The organism is Streptosporangium sp. NBC_01810 (genome assembly GCF_035917355.1).
GTDB lineage: Bacteria > Actinomycetota > Actinomycetes > Streptosporangiales > Streptosporangiaceae > Streptosporangium.
In genome coordinates this window covers 6,400,061-6,414,936 of sequence record NZ_CP109070.1, presented here as the reverse complement: position 1 = coordinate 6,414,936, position 14,876 = coordinate 6,400,061, and the positions used below count along the sequence as shown (strand labels likewise).

Here is a 14,876-nt window from a genome sequence, read left to right as displayed (position 1 = left end):
CCCGCGACCTCGCCGTCAGACCAGCTCGGTGATGGCGTGGTGGGCGACCACGCGGGCCCGGCGCACCGCGCGGTCGAGCTCACGCAGGGCCTCGCCGCGTACGGCGAGCTGACCCGAGGTGAGCCCCCGGTCGTCGGCGATGCGGAGCACCGCGGAGAGGCGGGCGGCCAGGGCGGCGACCCGATGGGCGCGGGCGGGGTAGCCGGGGGCCAGGCCGTCATCGGTGATCTTCGGCTGCCGGCGGCCCTGGGCCGGGCCCTCCACGCCGAGCAGGGCGTCGGTGGCCACGCGCATCGCGCGGGTCAGCTCGTGCTCCGCGTCGGCGAGAGAGGGCAGGTCGGGTGCCGCGGTGCGGGCCTCCAGCACGCTCCAGCGAACCCCGGCGTACGATGACCCGCGGCGGTCCTTTACCGGGACCAGGCCGAGGCATCTGTCACCGAGCACGGCCGTCGCCGCCTGTCCGGCCTCGATGGCCGCGGAGTTGAAGGGGGGCGGTCCGGTGAGTCCGAGCGGGTCGCCCGGGACGGGGAGGGCCAGTCGCAGCGACTTCATGCCCTCGATCCGCAGGTCGGCGAGGAACTCGCGGAGGGGAAGGTCGCCGCTTTCCGCGGCGACGAGTTGGGGGCCTGCCTGTCGTTCCACGCGGTCGGCGGCCTCGTCGAGGCCGACCTGTCCGGCGAGCCAGGCGTTGCCCCAGCAGACCAGGGTGGCCGAGATCGGTGAATCAGGGTGCACCGATCCACGATATGCGCTTGCCCTGCAATAGGTTTTGTTCCAGCGATTCACAAGGAGGCGTAAGGGATGGGCGGTCAGGTGCTTCGGCTACAGGACGTCACCGTCCGCAGGGACGGGGCGGCCCTGCTGCGGGAGATCGACTGGACCGTTCACGAGGACGAGCGGTGGGTCGTCATCGGTCCCAACGGTGCGGGGAAGACGACGCTGCTGCAGGTGGTCGGGGCGATGCTGTTCCCCACCGAGGGCATCGTCGAGATCCTGGGCGAGCGGCTCGGCCAGAGTGACGTCTTCGAACTGCGGCCCCGCATCGGGCTCGCGAGCGCCTCACTGGCGGAGAAGGTGCCGCCGGAGGAGAAGGTCATCGACCTGGTGCTCACGGCCTCGTACGCCATCCTCGGCCGCTGGACGGAGGAGTACGACTCCCACGACGTCACGCGCGCCGTCGAGCTGATCGACCAGTTCGGATGTGCCCACCTGATCCGGCGCCGGTTCAACACGTTGTCCGAGGGAGAGCGTAAGCGGGTGCAGATCGCCCGCGCGCTCATGCCGAACCCGGAGCTGCTGCTGCTGGACGAGCCCGCCGCCGGCCTGGACCTGGGCGGGCGCGAAGACCTGGTCCGCCGCCTGGCGACGTTCGCGCACGATCCGAAGGCGCCGACCATGGTGCTGGTCACCCACCATGTGGAGGAGGTGCCCAGCGGGTTCACCCACGCGCTGCTGCTCCGGCATGGCTCCGTGGTGGCTCAGGGGCCGATCGAGCAGGTGATGACGGCGGAGAACCTGTCGCACACCTTCAGTGTCCCGCTCACCCTGGACCAGGGGCGGGACGGCCGGTGGTACGCGCGGGCGCACCAGCTCTGAGGCGGTTCCGGCCATCTGAAACCCGGTAAAGGACACCCCTGCCGTGAGATAGTCGTCGACCTCCTCTTACCATCCGGTGAGTGCCGTGCACCTTGTCATGGGCGCGAGCCTTACCAGTGAGGGAGAGTTCATGACGCCGTGGGAGGCAGCCGCGATCTTCGTGGCCGGTATCGGGGCCGGAGGTATCAACGCCGTCGTCGGCTCCGGATCTCTGATCACGTTTCCGACCATGGTCGCGCTGGGGATGCCTCCGGTCGTCGCCAACGTCTGCAACAGTGTCGGCCTGGTCCCGGGCTCGTTGACCGGCGCGCTCGGCTACCGGGCGGAGTTGAAGGGGCAGCGCCAGCGGCTGATCCGGCTCGGAATCCCGACCGTCATCAGCGCGGTGATCGGCGGGGTGCTCCTGCTCTACCTCCCCCCGGAGACGTTCGACATCGTCGTGCCGGTCCTGATCGGTGTGGCGTGCGTGCTGGTGATCGCCCAGCCGAGACTCAACAGGTGGTTGAGCGCCCGGCGGGAGCACGCCCAGCCGCACGGTGGCCTCTGGCTCTGGGCCGGTGTCTTCGCCTGCGGCATCTACGGCGGTTACTTCGGTGCCGCGCAGGGTGTGCTGCTCATCGGGCTGCTCGGCAGCTTCCTCGACGACGGCCTGCAGCGGATCAACGCGGCCAAGAACGTGCTCTCGCTGCTGATCAACGCGTCCGCCGCGACGCTGTTCATCCTGATCGCGGAGATCGACTGGCTGGCGGTGCTGATGGTGGCGCTGGGCGCCGCGATCGGTGGTTTCCTGGGTGCGAAGGTCGGCAGGAGGCTGCCCGCCCCGGTGCTGCGCTGGTTCATCGTCTGCATCGGTGTGGTGGCGATAGTCAAACTGGTGTACGGGTGAACCTGCCCACTATTGGGTACTTATCAGGCATGAAAGGTGACAAGGTCGAGGTTGTCATCGACGCAGGAGACAGTTCCCGTACCTACGAGGTCAGTGCCACCAGAGCGGGGCGCCGCGTTGAGGTGGCCAACGCGCGCGGCGGCGTCGTCGAGGTGAGCGAGGTCACCCGGAGCGGAACGGCCGTGCGCACCGCCCGGTTCATGTCCAGCCGGATCCTCGCCCTGGTCGAACACCCCGCCGACGGCAAGCCCGAACAGGCCCGAAGCAGGGAATAGGCCCGAAGTAGGCTCGAATAGGTCAAAACCGGTGGCGGGCCGGTTCTCATCGCGCCCGGGCCAGGTGGTTCGTCATGCCTGGGCGGGACGGACCTGGAGCACGCCGTCACGGCGGATCCGGGTCTCGAAGGACGGCTGGGGAGCCGTGGCCGGGCCGTGCACGACGGCCCCGTCGGAGAGCCTGAAGGTGCTTCCGTGCCACGGGCAGACCACGCAGGCGGTGCCGTCCTCAGAGATCAGGCGCCCCTGGTGGAGTGGCCCGGCCAGGTGGGCGCACTGGTCGGCGAGGACCGTGACGGCGCCCCCGACACGGAGCACGAACAGGTCGATGTAGCCGAGCCGTCGCGTCACCGGACGCCCGTCGGGCAGGTCGCCGATCTCGCACAGGTCGTGCCAGCCCAGCGGGACCAGGTGGGCGACCGACTCGGCGTGGTTGGCCCCGGCCGCCTGCCGGTAGGCCAGGTGGCCGCCGAGGTAGCCGCCCAGGCTCGCGGCGCCCAGCCCGGCGAACGACAGCAGCCGTCCGGTCCGGTCGCGCCCGGTCATCCGGAACGCCAGCGATCCGGCGTAGAGCCCGAGGGCGGTCAGGTTGGCGATCGCGTGCACGAATCCCACCCGCTGCTGCTCGCGATGGAGCGCGGACCAGTCGACGATGCCCGCGGCCACCGCGGGCGTCGCGGTGACGAGCCCGCCCGTGACCAGCAGTTGCGACGCGCGTGGATCCGAGCGGGTCACGTCGAGCACCGCGGTCGCCGCCCAGAGGCCCAGGCTGAGGTTGGCGAGCGGTGGATGGAGCGGTTTGCCGATCGGCACCCCGTGCAGCAGATCACGGAGCAGACCGGGGCCGATCCGCCGGCGCACGGCCTTGGCGAGTATGCGGATCGGCCTGTCGGCCCTGGGCGATCGCTCGATCCGATCGGTGAACTCGACTCCGGGCACCAGGCGCCTGAAAGTTCGACGCCCTGTTTTGACGGTTTCCTTCACTATCGCCCCCTTCTCGACCCATAGGGACCTACCCGGGAACGGTGTTATGCACGCGCCAAATGTCCTCGACTGACGGAGAGGGCGATGATCTCGGTGGCATAGGCGCCCAGCGTCGCCGACCCCTCCTCGATGATTTTCACCTTCTCTAGCACCTGCTCGGCCGTCACCTTGTAGAGAGACCAGGTGCCGCCCTCGTTGTGGTGGTTGGCCATGATTGGCGCGATCCGGTCGAGGGCCTTGGCGAACCTGGCCTCCGGAGTCCTGCGCTCCTCGAACTCGTCCCAGAGCTCGCGCAACCGCACGGCCTGGTCATCGGGGAGCAGCCCGAAGATCCGGTCGGCGGCCTTGCGCTCGATGCCCAGCTGGGCCTCGACGGCGGAGGCGTCGTAGATGAAGGTGTCTCCAGCGTCGATCTCGACGATGTCGTGGACGAGCAGCATCGCGACGACCCTGTCGAGGTCGGTGCCCGGTGGCGCGTGTTCGGCCAAGACCATTGCCAGCATGCCCACGTACCAGGAGTGCTCGGCGTCGTTCTCCCGCCGCGACCCGTCCATGAGGGTGTTGCGGCGGACGATGCGTCTGAGCTTGTCGATCTCCATGGCGAAGGTGAGCTGAGCGTGTAGACGGTCCTGTGCTAAAGGGGTGGTCACGCGCGTAAGCCTAATGCGCGTCGATCCCCCTTTTCCGAGCGATCATGGGATCATGCACGACCGAGTGTGACAGGAACCCCGTTGAACACGGCGTTTCCCGAGGGTACGTCCACGATGGAATCGTCTGTCAGCGCGTTCACGTTGACTCCCGCGTGCTTGGCGGCCACCAGCTGCGAGGTGCCCGCCCTCCACCGGCGAGCCGGGCGTCTCGACCGCCTTGCGGAGCATCCGGTCGAGGATCAGCTCGTCGAGCAGGTCCGGTGCGCTGTTCTCATCGGCACTCCTGAGTGCGGCAAGTGAACTCATCATGGCTGCAGGCCGGGGTGGGGGGAAGCCCCCGAGGGTGAACTCGGGGGCGTTCGCACCGCACGGAGAGCAGGACGGTCCCTGGAACCCAGGTGGGCCGCCGTCCGGTGGTCGGGAGACTCACGCGGTCCGCGATCTGCTTCCCGTGGTCGGGTGGTTCACGTGGTTTGTTGCCCGTGGTCGGGTGGTTCACGCGGCTCGTTGCCCGTGGTCGGCGGGCTCGCGCGGCACGGGGAGCGGGGCTGCGACGGAGCGGGTATCGGGCTCCTCCCGCGCGGTCCGACCCGCCCGCGGGCTCACCCAGTTCGCCCGCCCGTACAGCCGGTCGAGTCCCATCGGGGAGGCGAGGGCCTCGTCCCTGCGGACGATCTCGACGGTCAGCAGGTGAGCCCACCTGCGGTGCCGAAGGACCACGGCGTCGCGGGCGTAGCACGCCGACGCGATCTCGGCCGAGAACGCCTCGAAGTCCTCGGCGCAGATCCCGGCCCTGGCGAGGATCAGCGCCTTCTCCCCGGCGGCGGAAGGAGTGATCCACAGCACCGCCGGGAGCCGGCCCGAGCGGGTGTGTATCCCGGTCTCCGCGCACGCCCGCCGAATGCGATGCCGGGAGATCAGACACCAGGCGTGCGTGCTCACCCATCTCCGCCCGTAGTGGGAGGCGGCGGGGACGCTGGAGGTACAGGCCAGAACGGCGGAGGGCCACCAGTGGCCCTCCTTGAAGGAGAGGGCCACGGCGGTCAGGACGGTCGAGGCGGCGGCAAGCAGAACGATCTCCGTCCGCCAGCGCCACAGCCGGACGAGAAGGCCCGCCCTCCCGGACGGCCGGTCGTCGGGGCGACCGTAGCGGTTGTTGCGGAGGCTACGCCGTGACATCGCCACCCACCCCCTTGTCGGGGGTGGGTGCCAGGGCGAGGGCGGGAGCGGCGATCCGCTCGGCTTTGAGCAGGTCGAAGCGGGGCTCGCGGTAGTGCCTGGCCCCGAAACCGGTCCTGGTCACGATCCAGCCGAGCCGGTGGGCCCACTCGTCCTGGTCCATGCAGAGCTCTCGGTCGCCTATGTAGATCAAATCGAGAATGAAGGTCTTGATTCCGCAGAGTCCCTTGGTACGGTGGAGGGACATAGGAGACTCCCTTCGTGGCTTTGACGCGGAGTTCTTGTGCCAACCGGGTCGGTGGCCGCCGGCCCGGTGTTTTTTGCGCCCGATCGGACGCTTCTGGTGCGTGCGACTCTGGGCCGTCGCCGGCCGGTTTTCTCCACTGCCCCTGCTGGCCTCCCCGGTTCAACTCCGCCAGGTCGAAGACGGCGCCGTTGCCGATCGGGTGCGCGCCCGTTCCGCTCCGTGCGCGGCTCACAGAGGCCCTCGGAGACATCCCGCCGGATGATCACCGGCGGCTTCCCCGATCTTCCGAGAACCTTCCTGTCCTGATAGTCGCTCAGCGGAGATTTACCTGCAAGGCTTGCCGTAAGGAAAAAAGCAATAAACTTCTACACGTGCACTGCAACCGTTCGTGTAATTTGCACTACCATTCGTCTGGTTCCTGTTGAGGCCATGACACCTGCCCACCCGTCATGGTGAGGAGGTCGTGATGTCGGAGCGTGGTAGTCCAGAGCTCCGTCAGCGTCGGCTGGGTCTGGAGCTGCGTCGGCTCCGCGAAAGCCTGAACATGACCGGTGAGGAGGTGGCCGGCCGTCTGGGGTGGTCGACCGCCAAGGTGAGCCGAATCGAGAACGCCAAGACGCTGGCCAAGGAGAGCGACGTCGAGGCCCTCGCCGGGCTTTATGGAGTCGAGGAAGCCCTCCGGGGGGTTCTGGTCGCGCTGCGGCGCGACGCCGCCCGGAAAGGGTGGTGGGAGAGATATCGAAGTTCCACTCCGGATGACTACATCACGCTCATCGGGATGGAGGCGGAGGCCACGGTGGCGCGAAACTGGGAACCCCAGATCGTGCCCGGCCTTCTCCAGACGGAGGGATATGTCCGGTCGGTCGTCCAGGCGGGCCAGCATGCCGGCCAGGTTCCACCGATCTGGCTTCAGGACCGGGTCGAGATACGGATGGCGCGGCAGCGCACACTGCTGTACGGGCCCGATCCGCTGATCCACATGAGCGTCTTCCATGAATCCGTGCTGCGGAACCAGTACGGCGACGCCCGTGTCATGCGGGACCAGCTCGCGCACCTGATCGAGGTCTCGAAGCTGGCGCACGTGGAGATGAGGATTCTTCCCCAGGCCGTTCCACCGCCGGTGTCCACCGGCGCGTTCATGCACCTGGCGTTTTCCGACTTCCAGGACGTCGTCTACGAGGAGTCGCTCCCCGGAGGACGAATCGTCGAGGATGCGGAAATGGTCTACCTGTACGAGCGTGCCTTCGGCCTTCTGATGGAACGGGCTCTCGACGAGATGGCGTCACAGGAGCTGATCAAGGAAACAATCGAATACTGGAACAACTAGCGACAGATTTACCGCTGCCGCTATTCCGTCATTGGTGGGAAGAATGATGAACGCGCAAAATCACAACGATGTGATATGGAAGAAGAGTGTGCGAAGCGGCCTCAACGGCAACTGTGTCGAGGTGGCTCACCTGCCCGGACGAGGGTTCGCGGTCAGGGACAGCAAGGACCGGACGGGGCCGGTGCTGATCTTCGGTGGGGCCGGGTGGGCCGCGTTCATCGCCGCGGTGAAGGGCGGAGACTTTGATTTCCATCCGCCGCGGAAGGCCGTTCCCTGGTAGCGCGTGCAGGGAGTCGTAGCCGGCCTGCGGGGAGACCCGACCGACCTGACCGCGCACGCCGTGATAGACGGTGTCCACATCGAGGTGGTCACCCTCCCGTACGGTCTGCATGATCACCGGCCGGGACGCGGTCATCCGAAGGCCCGCCTGCCGGAGCCGGTCCTCGCCCTCCACGGACGACACGGTGCGATCTAAAGCTGACCTATTCAAATAAGCGACTTACTCTAATTTATGGTAATCGAATCTCGTAGGGCGAGTTGTGCCAAACAGTGCGGGTGAGATGGCATCCTCGGATACCGATGGACACGTACAGCACCGCCCGACGCCTTGCCCTGGCCGCCACGGTCACCGCCTCAGCCGTGCTCCTCGCGGCCTGCTCCACGGCCGAGTCGGTCACCCCCGGAGCGCTCGCCGACGCCGAGGAGAAGCCGACCCCCCAGACGGAACCCACGCCGGAGCCCGAGCCGGAGCGCAGGCCGTACACCATCTCCTTCGGTGGCGACGTGCACTTCGAAGGCGTGTTGCGAACCCGTCTGAACGCCAATCCGAAGACCGCGCTCGGCCCGATCTCCAAGGTGCTCAGCCGCGCTGACCTGGCGATGGTCAACCTGGAAACCGCGATCACCACCGGTGGTACCCCCGCACCGGGAAAGCAGTACACCTTCCGCGCCCCGGCGGCCGCGCTGACCGCGCTGAAGGCGTCCGGGGTGGACGTGGCCTCCCTGGCGAACAACCACGGCATGGACTACATGCAGAGCGGGTTGAGCGACTCCCTTGCCGCCATCAAACGCTCCAAATTCCCCGTCGTGGGCGTGGGCAGGAACGAGGCCGAGGCCTACAGGCCGTGGCGGACCACTGTGAACGGCAACCGCGTCGCCATCATCGGCGCCACCCAGGTGCTGGACGCGGAGTTCGTCGGGGCGTGGACCGCCTCCGGCGACAAGGCGGGCCTCGCCTCGGCCAAGAACGAGGCACGGTTGATCCAGGAGGTGCGCAGGGCCCGCAGGAACTCCGACACCGTGATCGTCCACCTGCACTGGGGCACCGAACTGCAGAAGTGTCCCAACGAGGCGCAGCGCGGCCTGGCCCCCAAGCTGGTCGCGGCCGGGGCGGACGTCATCGTGGGCGGCCACGCGCACATCCTGCTCGGCGGCGGCTACCTGAAGAACAGCTACGTCAACTACGGCCTGGGCAACTTCGTCTTCTACAACTGGGGCCCGGAGACCGGCAGGACCGGCGTGCTCACCCTGACGATCAACGGTCGCAAGGTGCTCAAGGACCAGTGGACTCCGGCCAGCATCCAGGGCGGGGTGCCGGTCCCGATCACCGGGCTCGGGCGGCAACCGGCCATCGCGAACTGGAAGGCGCTGCGCGACTGCACCGGGCTGACCGCCAGACCCGGCCAGTCCGGCTAGCCCCGTTTTCCGCACGTGCCACCGAGGCCACGACCACCCGGCCGCCGACATGATCGCGGTCCTTGGCGCGGTGGGCAAGCCGGGAGTGCGCCTCGTCGGGTACGGCCAGGGTTCCATCCAGGGCTGGAAGCTGATCGGCAGGCCGGGAGTCCAGGAGCGGATCCTCTCCTCCTCCTTCTTCTCCTCCTCCACCTCCGTCGGCGGCTCGCCGGGGGCGGAGAAATCTCGCGATTGACGGACAGGGGTTGACGAATAAGCACCGACCCGACGGTGTCAGGCGGGCAAGATGGGGGGGTGTCCATCGTGCCTGCCGAGGAGCCCGGCGAAGCTTCACTGCGGCGTCAGCCCACCCAGCGACGGAGCGCACGGCGCGTGGAGCGAATGCTCGACGCGTGTGCCGACCTGCTGGACGAGATCGGCTACGACGCGCTTTCCACCACACGGATCGCCGAGCGCGCGGGGGTCGCGATCGGCTCGGTCTACCAGTTCTTTCCCGACAAGCGGGCCATCGCCCAGGCGGTGACCCGGCGCCACATCGAGGGGTTCGTCTCCCGGATCGGGAGACGCTTCCTGTCGGAGGACTACGCGGGCTGGTGGGAGGCGGTCGACGCGATCATCGACGAGTACGTGGAGATGCACAGGACCGTGCCGGGTTTCCGGTCCCTGCACTTCGGTGACGTGGTCGACCTCAACCTGCTCGACGCCGGTTCTGAGAACCACACGGTGATCGCCGGACGGCTGCGCGGCCTCCTCCTGCAGGAGTACGGCCTGGCCGACAGTGAGGAGTTCGACCTGGCCATCCTGGTCGCGGTGGAGGCCGGAGACGCGGTGCTCAAGCTGGCGTTCCGCCGCGATCCGAACGGTGCCCCGGAGATCGTGGCCGAGGCCAAGCGTCTGATCCGTGGCTATCTGAACCGTCAGTTCGCCCGGGTCTCGGTCTGAGAGAGCTGGGGGAGGAGACCCTCTTCGAGGGACTCGCCGGTGCCCTCACGCGGGCCGCCGCCGATCGAGTCCGGCGCGGTGGACACGGACCCCGAGCCGGTGAGCCGCTCCCGGTACTGCGGGACCCCGCCCCGGCGTTCGAGCGGCGGTGTCCCCAACTCGACCCGGGAGCTCCGGACGGGCTCTGCGGGCTCGCGGCCGGAGGGGGCGACCGGCTGGAGACGCCGGGCCCGATGGACCCGCTCCATCCTCTTGATCCGGGCGGCGAGCTTCTCGTGACGGATCCTGTTCTCCAGGGTGAGCAGCTCCTGGTGGGCCTGCCCGATCGCCTCCATCTTGACCGACAGGTATCCGGCGGACCCCGGAACGATCACGGAGAAGACCAGGAGAAGCATCAGAGTGAAGGCCGTCTGCCTGGACATGCCCATCGCAGCTCCTCCCCATGATGTGCTCCTGTAGCAGGAGTCGTCGCTCATATGCCCGTTTTACTGGAGAAAAACGCGCACCGTAGCCGTTTGTTTACTCAAGGTCGCATGGCCAATACCTGCCGTTGGCCGTACGTGGTCGAGCGTCGCTCGGTACTCTCGCGATGTGGCGCATGTGACACGTGAGCAACTTGATCGATTGCTTGAGCAGACACTTCTGGCCGACGATCACGAAGCCCTGGCCCGGCGACTCGAAGCCCTGGTCGAGGCGTACACGTCCGGCGACATGTCGCGGGCGGCGATCCTCATGCTCGCCGCCGAGGAGTGGCGGCAGGCCGGACAGCCCGCTCGGGCCCTCGACTGCTTCCAGCGGGCGGTGGACGACGGCGGCGAGGTGAGCGTCGATCCCCGGGCCGGGATCGCCGACACCCTTTTCGAGCTCGAACAGCCGGAGGAGGCGAGAGAGGTGATCGCGGCGATTCACGCGGTCGGCGGGGTCAGCGCGGCCACCGCTCTCACGGTCGCCGAGACGCTCGTCGCCTATGGAGACCTCGGGGAGGCCCACCGTTGGGCCACCGAGGGGGCGCATCGGGCGGTGGAAGGCGGTGGCGAGCACATCGCCCTGCTCAGAACCCGCTACCGGATCCGCGTCGACCTCGGGCTCCCCGAAGACGAACTCGACGCCCTCCTCGACGCCTCGTACTGACGCGGCCGTCGCTCCCGCGGCCTGTCACAAGGCCGGAAAAGGGCCGTGCCCCTTGGGGCACGACCCTCCCTGCGTCGTGGTTCGAACTCCGGTGGCTACCCCACATTGAGGTCCGGGATCGTCCTCTCCAGTGCCGGGAGAACGGAGACCTCCGCACTGCCCTCCGTCAGGTGGGCGCCACCCGCGGAGGTGTCCGGCACAGCGGGGGCTTCCGGGCCCGCGGCGGCCGGTGACTCCGCCACCGGCGATCCGGCGGAGGGGGGTTCGGCCGACGACGGTTCGGCCGACGGCAGGTCCTCGGTGACGGCGTCCGCCTGCGCCGGTTGGGGCAGCGGCGCGGTGTCGTCGTCCGGTGCGACCGCCGCTCCGGCGGGTCGCTCGGGCGCCGGGGGCACCGGGGCCCGTAGCCAGCTGATGCCATCGCCGGGAGCGCCCGGCGCGCCCGGCAGGCCGGGCAGATCCGGCCCTTCGGCCATGATGCCCACCCAGGAGTTCGTCCACTCGTGGCTGGGAGGGCTCGACAGCCCGAAGGGCAGCGCGTGGAAGCCCGTGCCCGCGGCGACGCCCCCGGCATCGGCGAAGCTGACCAGCGCGGAGGCCTGGGAGAGATCGGGCAGCTCGGTGACGTGTGCGAGCCGGTCCGCGGTCACCGGCATCTCGCCCGTGTTCGCGGTCACCGATGCTCCGGCGCCGTCCGTGCTCGCCGGTGTCTCGCCCGTGTTCGCGGTCACCGATGCTCCGGCGCCGTCCGTGCTCGCCGGTGTCTCACCCGTGTTCGCGGTCACCGATGCCCCGGGACCGTCCGTGGTCGCCGGCGTTCCGGCGTTGTCGGTGGTCGTCGTCCCTTCGGCCGCCGCGGTGCCCCCGGCGTCGCCGACCTCCTCGCAGGCGGCCGCCATGGCCCCGGGCGCCTGCGGCGCCCCCGCCGCCTCGCGCTCCTGGCAGGGCGCGACCTCCGCCGAGGCCGGAGAGACCAGTGTCCAGCCGGTGCCGGCGGTGAGCAGCGCCACCGCGAGGATTCCCCGGATGTTCCGTGATGCGTTCGACATGCACATCCCCCTGTTGCGTTCGGTAATCCAACGAATGCCGAACGTAACAGGGGGGTCTTGCCCAGGGGCGCGCTTAACCCAATGGTGGCCGAGCCATTACCGGACCTCATCCGGCATTGGTCAAGCCCTTACCGGGCCGATCTCCAGGGAGTCGCTCGCCTCGTCGAGATCGACCAGCACCTCGTCGCCGTCCTGGACCTCGCCGGAGAGCACCTCCTTGGCCAGCTTGTCGCCGATCGCGGACTGGACGAGGCGGCGGAGCGGGCGCGCGCCGTACAGCGGGTCGTAGCCCGTCAGCGCCAGCCAGTCGCGCGCCGCCGGGGTCACCGTCAAGGTGAGCCGCCGGTCCGCCAGGCGCCTGGCCAGATGGGTCACCTGCAGGTCAACGATCCGGGACAGCTCCTCGGTGCCGAGCGCGTCGAACTGGATCACGTCGTCGAGCCGGTTGAGGAACTCGGGCTTGAACGCACTCCTGACCGCGGCCATCACGGCGGTTCGCTGAGCCTCCTTCGTCATGCCCGGGTCCACGAGGAACTGCGAGCCGATGTTGGAGGTGAGGATCAGGATCACGTTGCGGAAGTCGACGGTCCGGCCCTGCCCGTCGGTGAGCCGCCCGTCGTCGAGCACCTGGAGCAGGATGTCGAAGACCTCCGGATGGGCCTTCTCGACCTCGTCCAGCAGCACCACGGTGTACGGCCTGCGCCGCACGGCCTCGGTGAGCTGCCCGCCCTCCTCGTAGCCCACGTAGCCGGGTGGGGCGCCCACCAGTCGCGAGACGCTGTGCTTCTCGCCGTACTCGCTCATGTCGATGCGGACCATCGCCCGCTCGTCGTCGAACAGGAAGTCCGCCAGTGCCTTGGCCAGCTCCGTCTTGCCGACGCCCGTCGGACCGAGGAACAGGAAACTGCCGGTCGGCCGGTCCGGGTCGGAGATGCCCGCCCGCGCTCGCCGTACGGCGTCGGAGACCGCTCCGACCGCCTGCCGCTGGCCGATCAGCCGCCTGCCGAGCTCCTCCTCCATGCGGAGCAGCTTGCTGGTCTCGCCTTCGAGTAACCGACCGGCGGGGATGCCGGTCCACGAGGAGATGACCTGGGCGATGTCGTCGGCGCCGACCTCCTCCTTGACCATCGGGTTCTCCGGCTGGGCGGTCTTGCTGGCCTCGGCGAGCATGGCCTCCAGCCTGGGCACTTCGGCGTACATCAGCCGCGAGGCGGCCTCGAAGTCACCGTCGCGCTGCGCGCGCTCGGCGGTGCTCCGCACCTCGTCGATCTGCTTCTTCAGGTCACCGACCCGGTTGAGCCCCGCCTTCTCCTGCTCCCACCGGCCGACCAGGGCGTTGAGCTCCTCCTGGCGGTCGGCCAGTTCCCTGCGGAGTCGCTCCAGCCGCTGCAGGCTGCCCTCGTCGGTCTCCTTGGCGAGCGCCAGCTCCTCCATCTTCATCCGGTCCACGTTCCGCTGGAGCTGGTCGATCTCGACAGGACGGGAGTCGATCTCCATGCGGAGCCGGGAGGCGGCCTCGTCGACGAGGTCGATCGCCTTGTCGGGCAGGAACCGGGAGGTGATGTAGCGGTCAGAGAGGGCGGCGGCGGCCACGAGCGCGCCGTCGGCGATCTGGACCTGGTGGTGTGCCTCGTAGCGCCCCTTGAGGCCGCGCAGGATGGCGATTGTGTCCTCGACGGTGGGCTCGCCAACGTAGACCTGCTGGAACCGCCGCTCCAGCGCGGGGTCCTTCTCGATGCGCTCGCGGTATTCGTCCAGCGTGGTCGCGCCGATCATCCTCAGCTCGCCACGGGCCAGCATGGGCTTGAGCATGTTGCCCGCGTCCATCGCGCCTTCGCCGGCGCCCGCGCCGACCATGGTGTGCAGCTCGTCGATGAAGGTGACGACCTGGCCGTCACTTTCCTTGATCTCCCCGAGCACCGCCTTGAGACGTTCCTCGAACTCGCCGCGGTACTTGGCGCCGGCGACCATCGCGCCCAGGTCGAGCGCGATCAGGCGCTTGTCGCGCAGGCTGGAGGGCACGTCACCCGCGACGATCCGCTGGGCCAACCCCTCCACCACGGCGGTCTTTCCGACGCCGGGCTCGCCGATGAGCACCGGGTTGTTCTTGGTGCGGCGGCTGAGCACCTGGACGACGCGCCGGATCTCCGAGTCGCGGCCGATCACCGGATCGAGCTTGCCCGCCCGGGCCCGCTCGGTCAGGTCGATCCCGTACTTCTCCAGCGCCTGGTAGGTGTCCTCAGGCGTCTCGCTGGTCACCCTGGCGTGTCCGCGTACCTTCTCGAAGGCGTCGAGCAGCGCGTTCGGGCTCGCGCCACGCGATTTGAGCAGCTCGGCGATGGGGCCGCCGTCCGTGGCGAGACCGACCAGCAGGTGCTCGGTCGAAACGTAGTCGTCCTCAAGCCCGCGGGCCCGCTGGGCCGCCGTGTTCAGCACGGTGAGAAGCTGCCGGGAGCTCGACGGGGCGCTGACCGTGGCGCCCTGTGCCTTCGGCAGGGCCGCGAGCTGCTTCTCGGCCTCGATCCGCAGCTGCTTCCAGTCGGCGCCCACCGCTTCGAGCAGGGGCACCGCGGTGCCGCCGGTCTGGGCCAGCAGTGAGGTGAACAGATGGGCCGGGGCGACCTCGGGATTACCCTCCGCGGCCGCTCGCCGGATGGCGGAGGAGACCGCGGCCTGGCTCTTCTGGGTGAGCTTGTAGTCCATTGACTTCCCTCGTAGTTCAGGGCCGTTCGTTCCTCGCGGCCCTTCTTCCCATGGGCCGGTCAGCCTTCCCACGGGCCGGTCAGCGGCGCGGTCTCACGGGTTGACGGCGACGCCGCGCGTCGCGGTGAGGACGCTCTTGCCTGGCGACTTCCCCACGGGAGATTCAGGCGGGAGGCAGTTGGTACTGGATGAGGGCGCGGATCATGTTCATC

At 68.8% G+C, this 14,876-nt stretch carries 19 protein-coding genes; 11 read left to right on the top strand and 8 right to left on the bottom strand.

Annotation, left to right across the window (positions count from 1 at the left end):
• Positions 1–15: 15 nt before the first annotated feature.
• Positions 16–735, bottom strand: coding sequence for a hypothetical protein (locus OIE13_RS28685; RefSeq protein ID WP_326646750.1), 720 nt, complete (start codon positions 733–735; stop codon positions 16–18).
• A 66-nt stretch (positions 736–801) separates the two neighbouring features.
• Between OIE13_RS28685 and OIE13_RS28680 the strand changes: the two genes are divergently transcribed.
• The 3 genes from OIE13_RS28680 to OIE13_RS28670 all read left to right on the top strand — a co-directional run bounded on the left by OIE13_RS28680 (position 802) and on the right by OIE13_RS28670 (position 2,757).
• Positions 802–1,596: an ABC transporter ATP-binding protein gene (locus tag OIE13_RS28680; RefSeq protein WP_326646751.1), complete on the top strand. Its 795-nt coding sequence runs from the start codon at positions 802–804 to the stop codon at positions 1,594–1,596.
• A gap of 130 nt (positions 1,597–1,726) precedes the next feature.
• On the top strand, positions 1,727–2,482 hold the full coding sequence (locus OIE13_RS28675) for a sulfite exporter TauE/SafE family protein (protein ID WP_326646752.1): 756 nt from the start codon (positions 1,727–1,729) through the stop codon (positions 2,480–2,482).
• 29 nt (positions 2,483–2,511) lie between these two features.
• A complete protein-coding gene (locus OIE13_RS28670) occupies positions 2,512–2,757 on the top strand; it encodes a hypothetical protein (RefSeq protein ID WP_326646753.1) in 246 nt (81 codons plus the stop codon).
• A 72-nt stretch (positions 2,758–2,829) separates the two neighbouring features.
• Here OIE13_RS28670 and OIE13_RS28665 read toward each other — a convergent pair whose 3' ends face one another.
• Both OIE13_RS28665 and OIE13_RS28660 read right to left on the bottom strand, forming a co-directional pair.
• Positions 2,830–3,696 (bottom strand): Rieske 2Fe-2S domain-containing protein, encoded by an 867-nt coding sequence (locus OIE13_RS28665; RefSeq protein ID WP_326646754.1) that lies wholly within the window; start codon positions 3,694–3,696, stop codon positions 2,830–2,832.
• Between the two features lie 89 nt (positions 3,697–3,785).
• Positions 3,786–4,340 carry an HD domain-containing protein gene (locus tag OIE13_RS28660; RefSeq protein WP_326646948.1) on the bottom strand — a complete coding sequence of 185 codons (555 nt, stop codon included), beginning with the start codon at positions 4,338–4,340 and terminating at the stop codon, positions 3,786–3,788.
• Between the two features lie 165 nt (positions 4,341–4,505).
• On the opposite strand from OIE13_RS28660, the gene OIE13_RS28655 reads away from it, so the two are divergent.
• Positions 4,506–4,691 (top strand): hypothetical protein, encoded by a 186-nt coding sequence (locus OIE13_RS28655; protein WP_326646756.1) that lies wholly within the window; start codon positions 4,506–4,508, stop codon positions 4,689–4,691.
• A gap of 195 nt (positions 4,692–4,886) precedes the next feature.
• Here OIE13_RS28655 and OIE13_RS28650 read toward each other — a convergent pair whose 3' ends face one another.
• Together OIE13_RS28650 and OIE13_RS28645 are read right to left on the bottom strand one after the other, a co-directional pair.
• Positions 4,887–5,570, bottom strand: coding sequence for a hypothetical protein (locus OIE13_RS28650; RefSeq protein WP_326646758.1), 684 nt, complete (start codon positions 5,568–5,570; stop codon positions 4,887–4,889).
• Positions 5,557–5,817, bottom strand: a complete 261-nt coding sequence (locus OIE13_RS28645) for a hypothetical protein (RefSeq protein WP_326646759.1) — start codon at positions 5,815–5,817, stop codon at positions 5,557–5,559. Before OIE13_RS28645 ends, OIE13_RS28650 begins: the two co-directional genes overlap by 14 nt.
• A gap of 466 nt (positions 5,818–6,283) precedes the next feature.
• Here OIE13_RS28645 and OIE13_RS28640 point away from each other — a divergent pair, with 466 nt between their 5' ends.
• The 6 genes from OIE13_RS28640 to OIE13_RS28615 all read left to right on the top strand — a co-directional run bounded on the left by OIE13_RS28640 (position 6,284) and on the right by OIE13_RS28615 (position 9,781).
• Positions 6,284–7,144 carry a helix-turn-helix domain-containing protein gene (locus OIE13_RS28640; protein WP_326646760.1) on the top strand — a complete coding sequence of 287 codons (861 nt, stop codon included), beginning with the start codon at positions 6,284–6,286 and terminating at the stop codon, positions 7,142–7,144.
• Positions 7,145–7,232: 88 nt separating this feature from the next.
• Positions 7,233–7,424: a DUF397 domain-containing protein gene (locus tag OIE13_RS28635; RefSeq protein WP_326646761.1), complete on the top strand. Its 192-nt coding sequence runs from the start codon at positions 7,233–7,235 to the stop codon at positions 7,422–7,424.
• Positions 7,425–7,427: 3 nt separating this feature from the next.
• Positions 7,428–7,619 carry a hypothetical protein gene (locus tag OIE13_RS28630; RefSeq protein WP_326646763.1) on the top strand — a complete coding sequence of 64 codons (192 nt, stop codon included), beginning with the start codon at positions 7,428–7,430 and terminating at the stop codon, positions 7,617–7,619.
• 104 nt (positions 7,620–7,723) lie between these two features.
• Complete coding sequence (locus OIE13_RS28625; protein WP_326828959.1) at positions 7,724–8,839, top strand: CapA family protein; 1,116 nt, start codon at positions 7,724–7,726, stop codon at positions 8,837–8,839.
• A 49-nt stretch (positions 8,840–8,888) separates the two neighbouring features.
• Positions 8,889–9,074 (top strand): hypothetical protein, encoded by a 186-nt coding sequence (locus OIE13_RS28620; protein ID WP_326828958.1) that lies wholly within the window; start codon positions 8,889–8,891, stop codon positions 9,072–9,074.
• Positions 9,075–9,133: 59 nt separating this feature from the next.
• Positions 9,134–9,781, top strand: coding sequence for a TetR/AcrR family transcriptional regulator (locus tag OIE13_RS28615; protein WP_326646766.1), 648 nt, complete (start codon positions 9,134–9,136; stop codon positions 9,779–9,781).
• Here OIE13_RS28615 and OIE13_RS28610 read toward each other — a convergent pair.
• The gene (locus OIE13_RS28610) at positions 9,757–10,203 is read right to left on the bottom strand and encodes a hypothetical protein (RefSeq protein WP_326646768.1); all 447 of its coding nucleotides are present in this window, start codon (positions 10,201–10,203) and stop codon (positions 9,757–9,759) included. The genes OIE13_RS28615 and OIE13_RS28610 overlap by 25 nt on opposite strands.
• Before the next feature lie 169 nt (positions 10,204–10,372).
• Between OIE13_RS28610 and OIE13_RS28605 the strand changes: the two genes are divergently transcribed.
• Positions 10,373–10,912 (top strand): tetratricopeptide repeat protein, encoded by a 540-nt coding sequence (locus OIE13_RS28605; protein WP_326828957.1) that lies wholly within the window; start codon positions 10,373–10,375, stop codon positions 10,910–10,912.
• A 95-nt stretch (positions 10,913–11,007) separates the two neighbouring features.
• On the opposite strand, the gene OIE13_RS28600 is transcribed toward OIE13_RS28605, so the two are convergent.
• Together OIE13_RS28600 and clpB are read right to left on the bottom strand one after the other, a co-directional pair.
• A complete protein-coding gene (locus tag OIE13_RS28600; protein ID WP_326828956.1) occupies positions 11,008–11,961 on the bottom strand; it encodes a hypothetical protein in 954 nt (317 codons plus the stop codon).
• 120 nt (positions 11,962–12,081) lie between these two features.
• Positions 12,082–14,664 (bottom strand): ATP-dependent chaperone ClpB, encoded by a 2,583-nt coding sequence (gene clpB / locus OIE13_RS28595; RefSeq protein WP_326646771.1) that lies wholly within the window; start codon positions 14,662–14,664, stop codon positions 12,082–12,084.
• Positions 14,665–14,876: the final 212 nt, after the last annotated feature.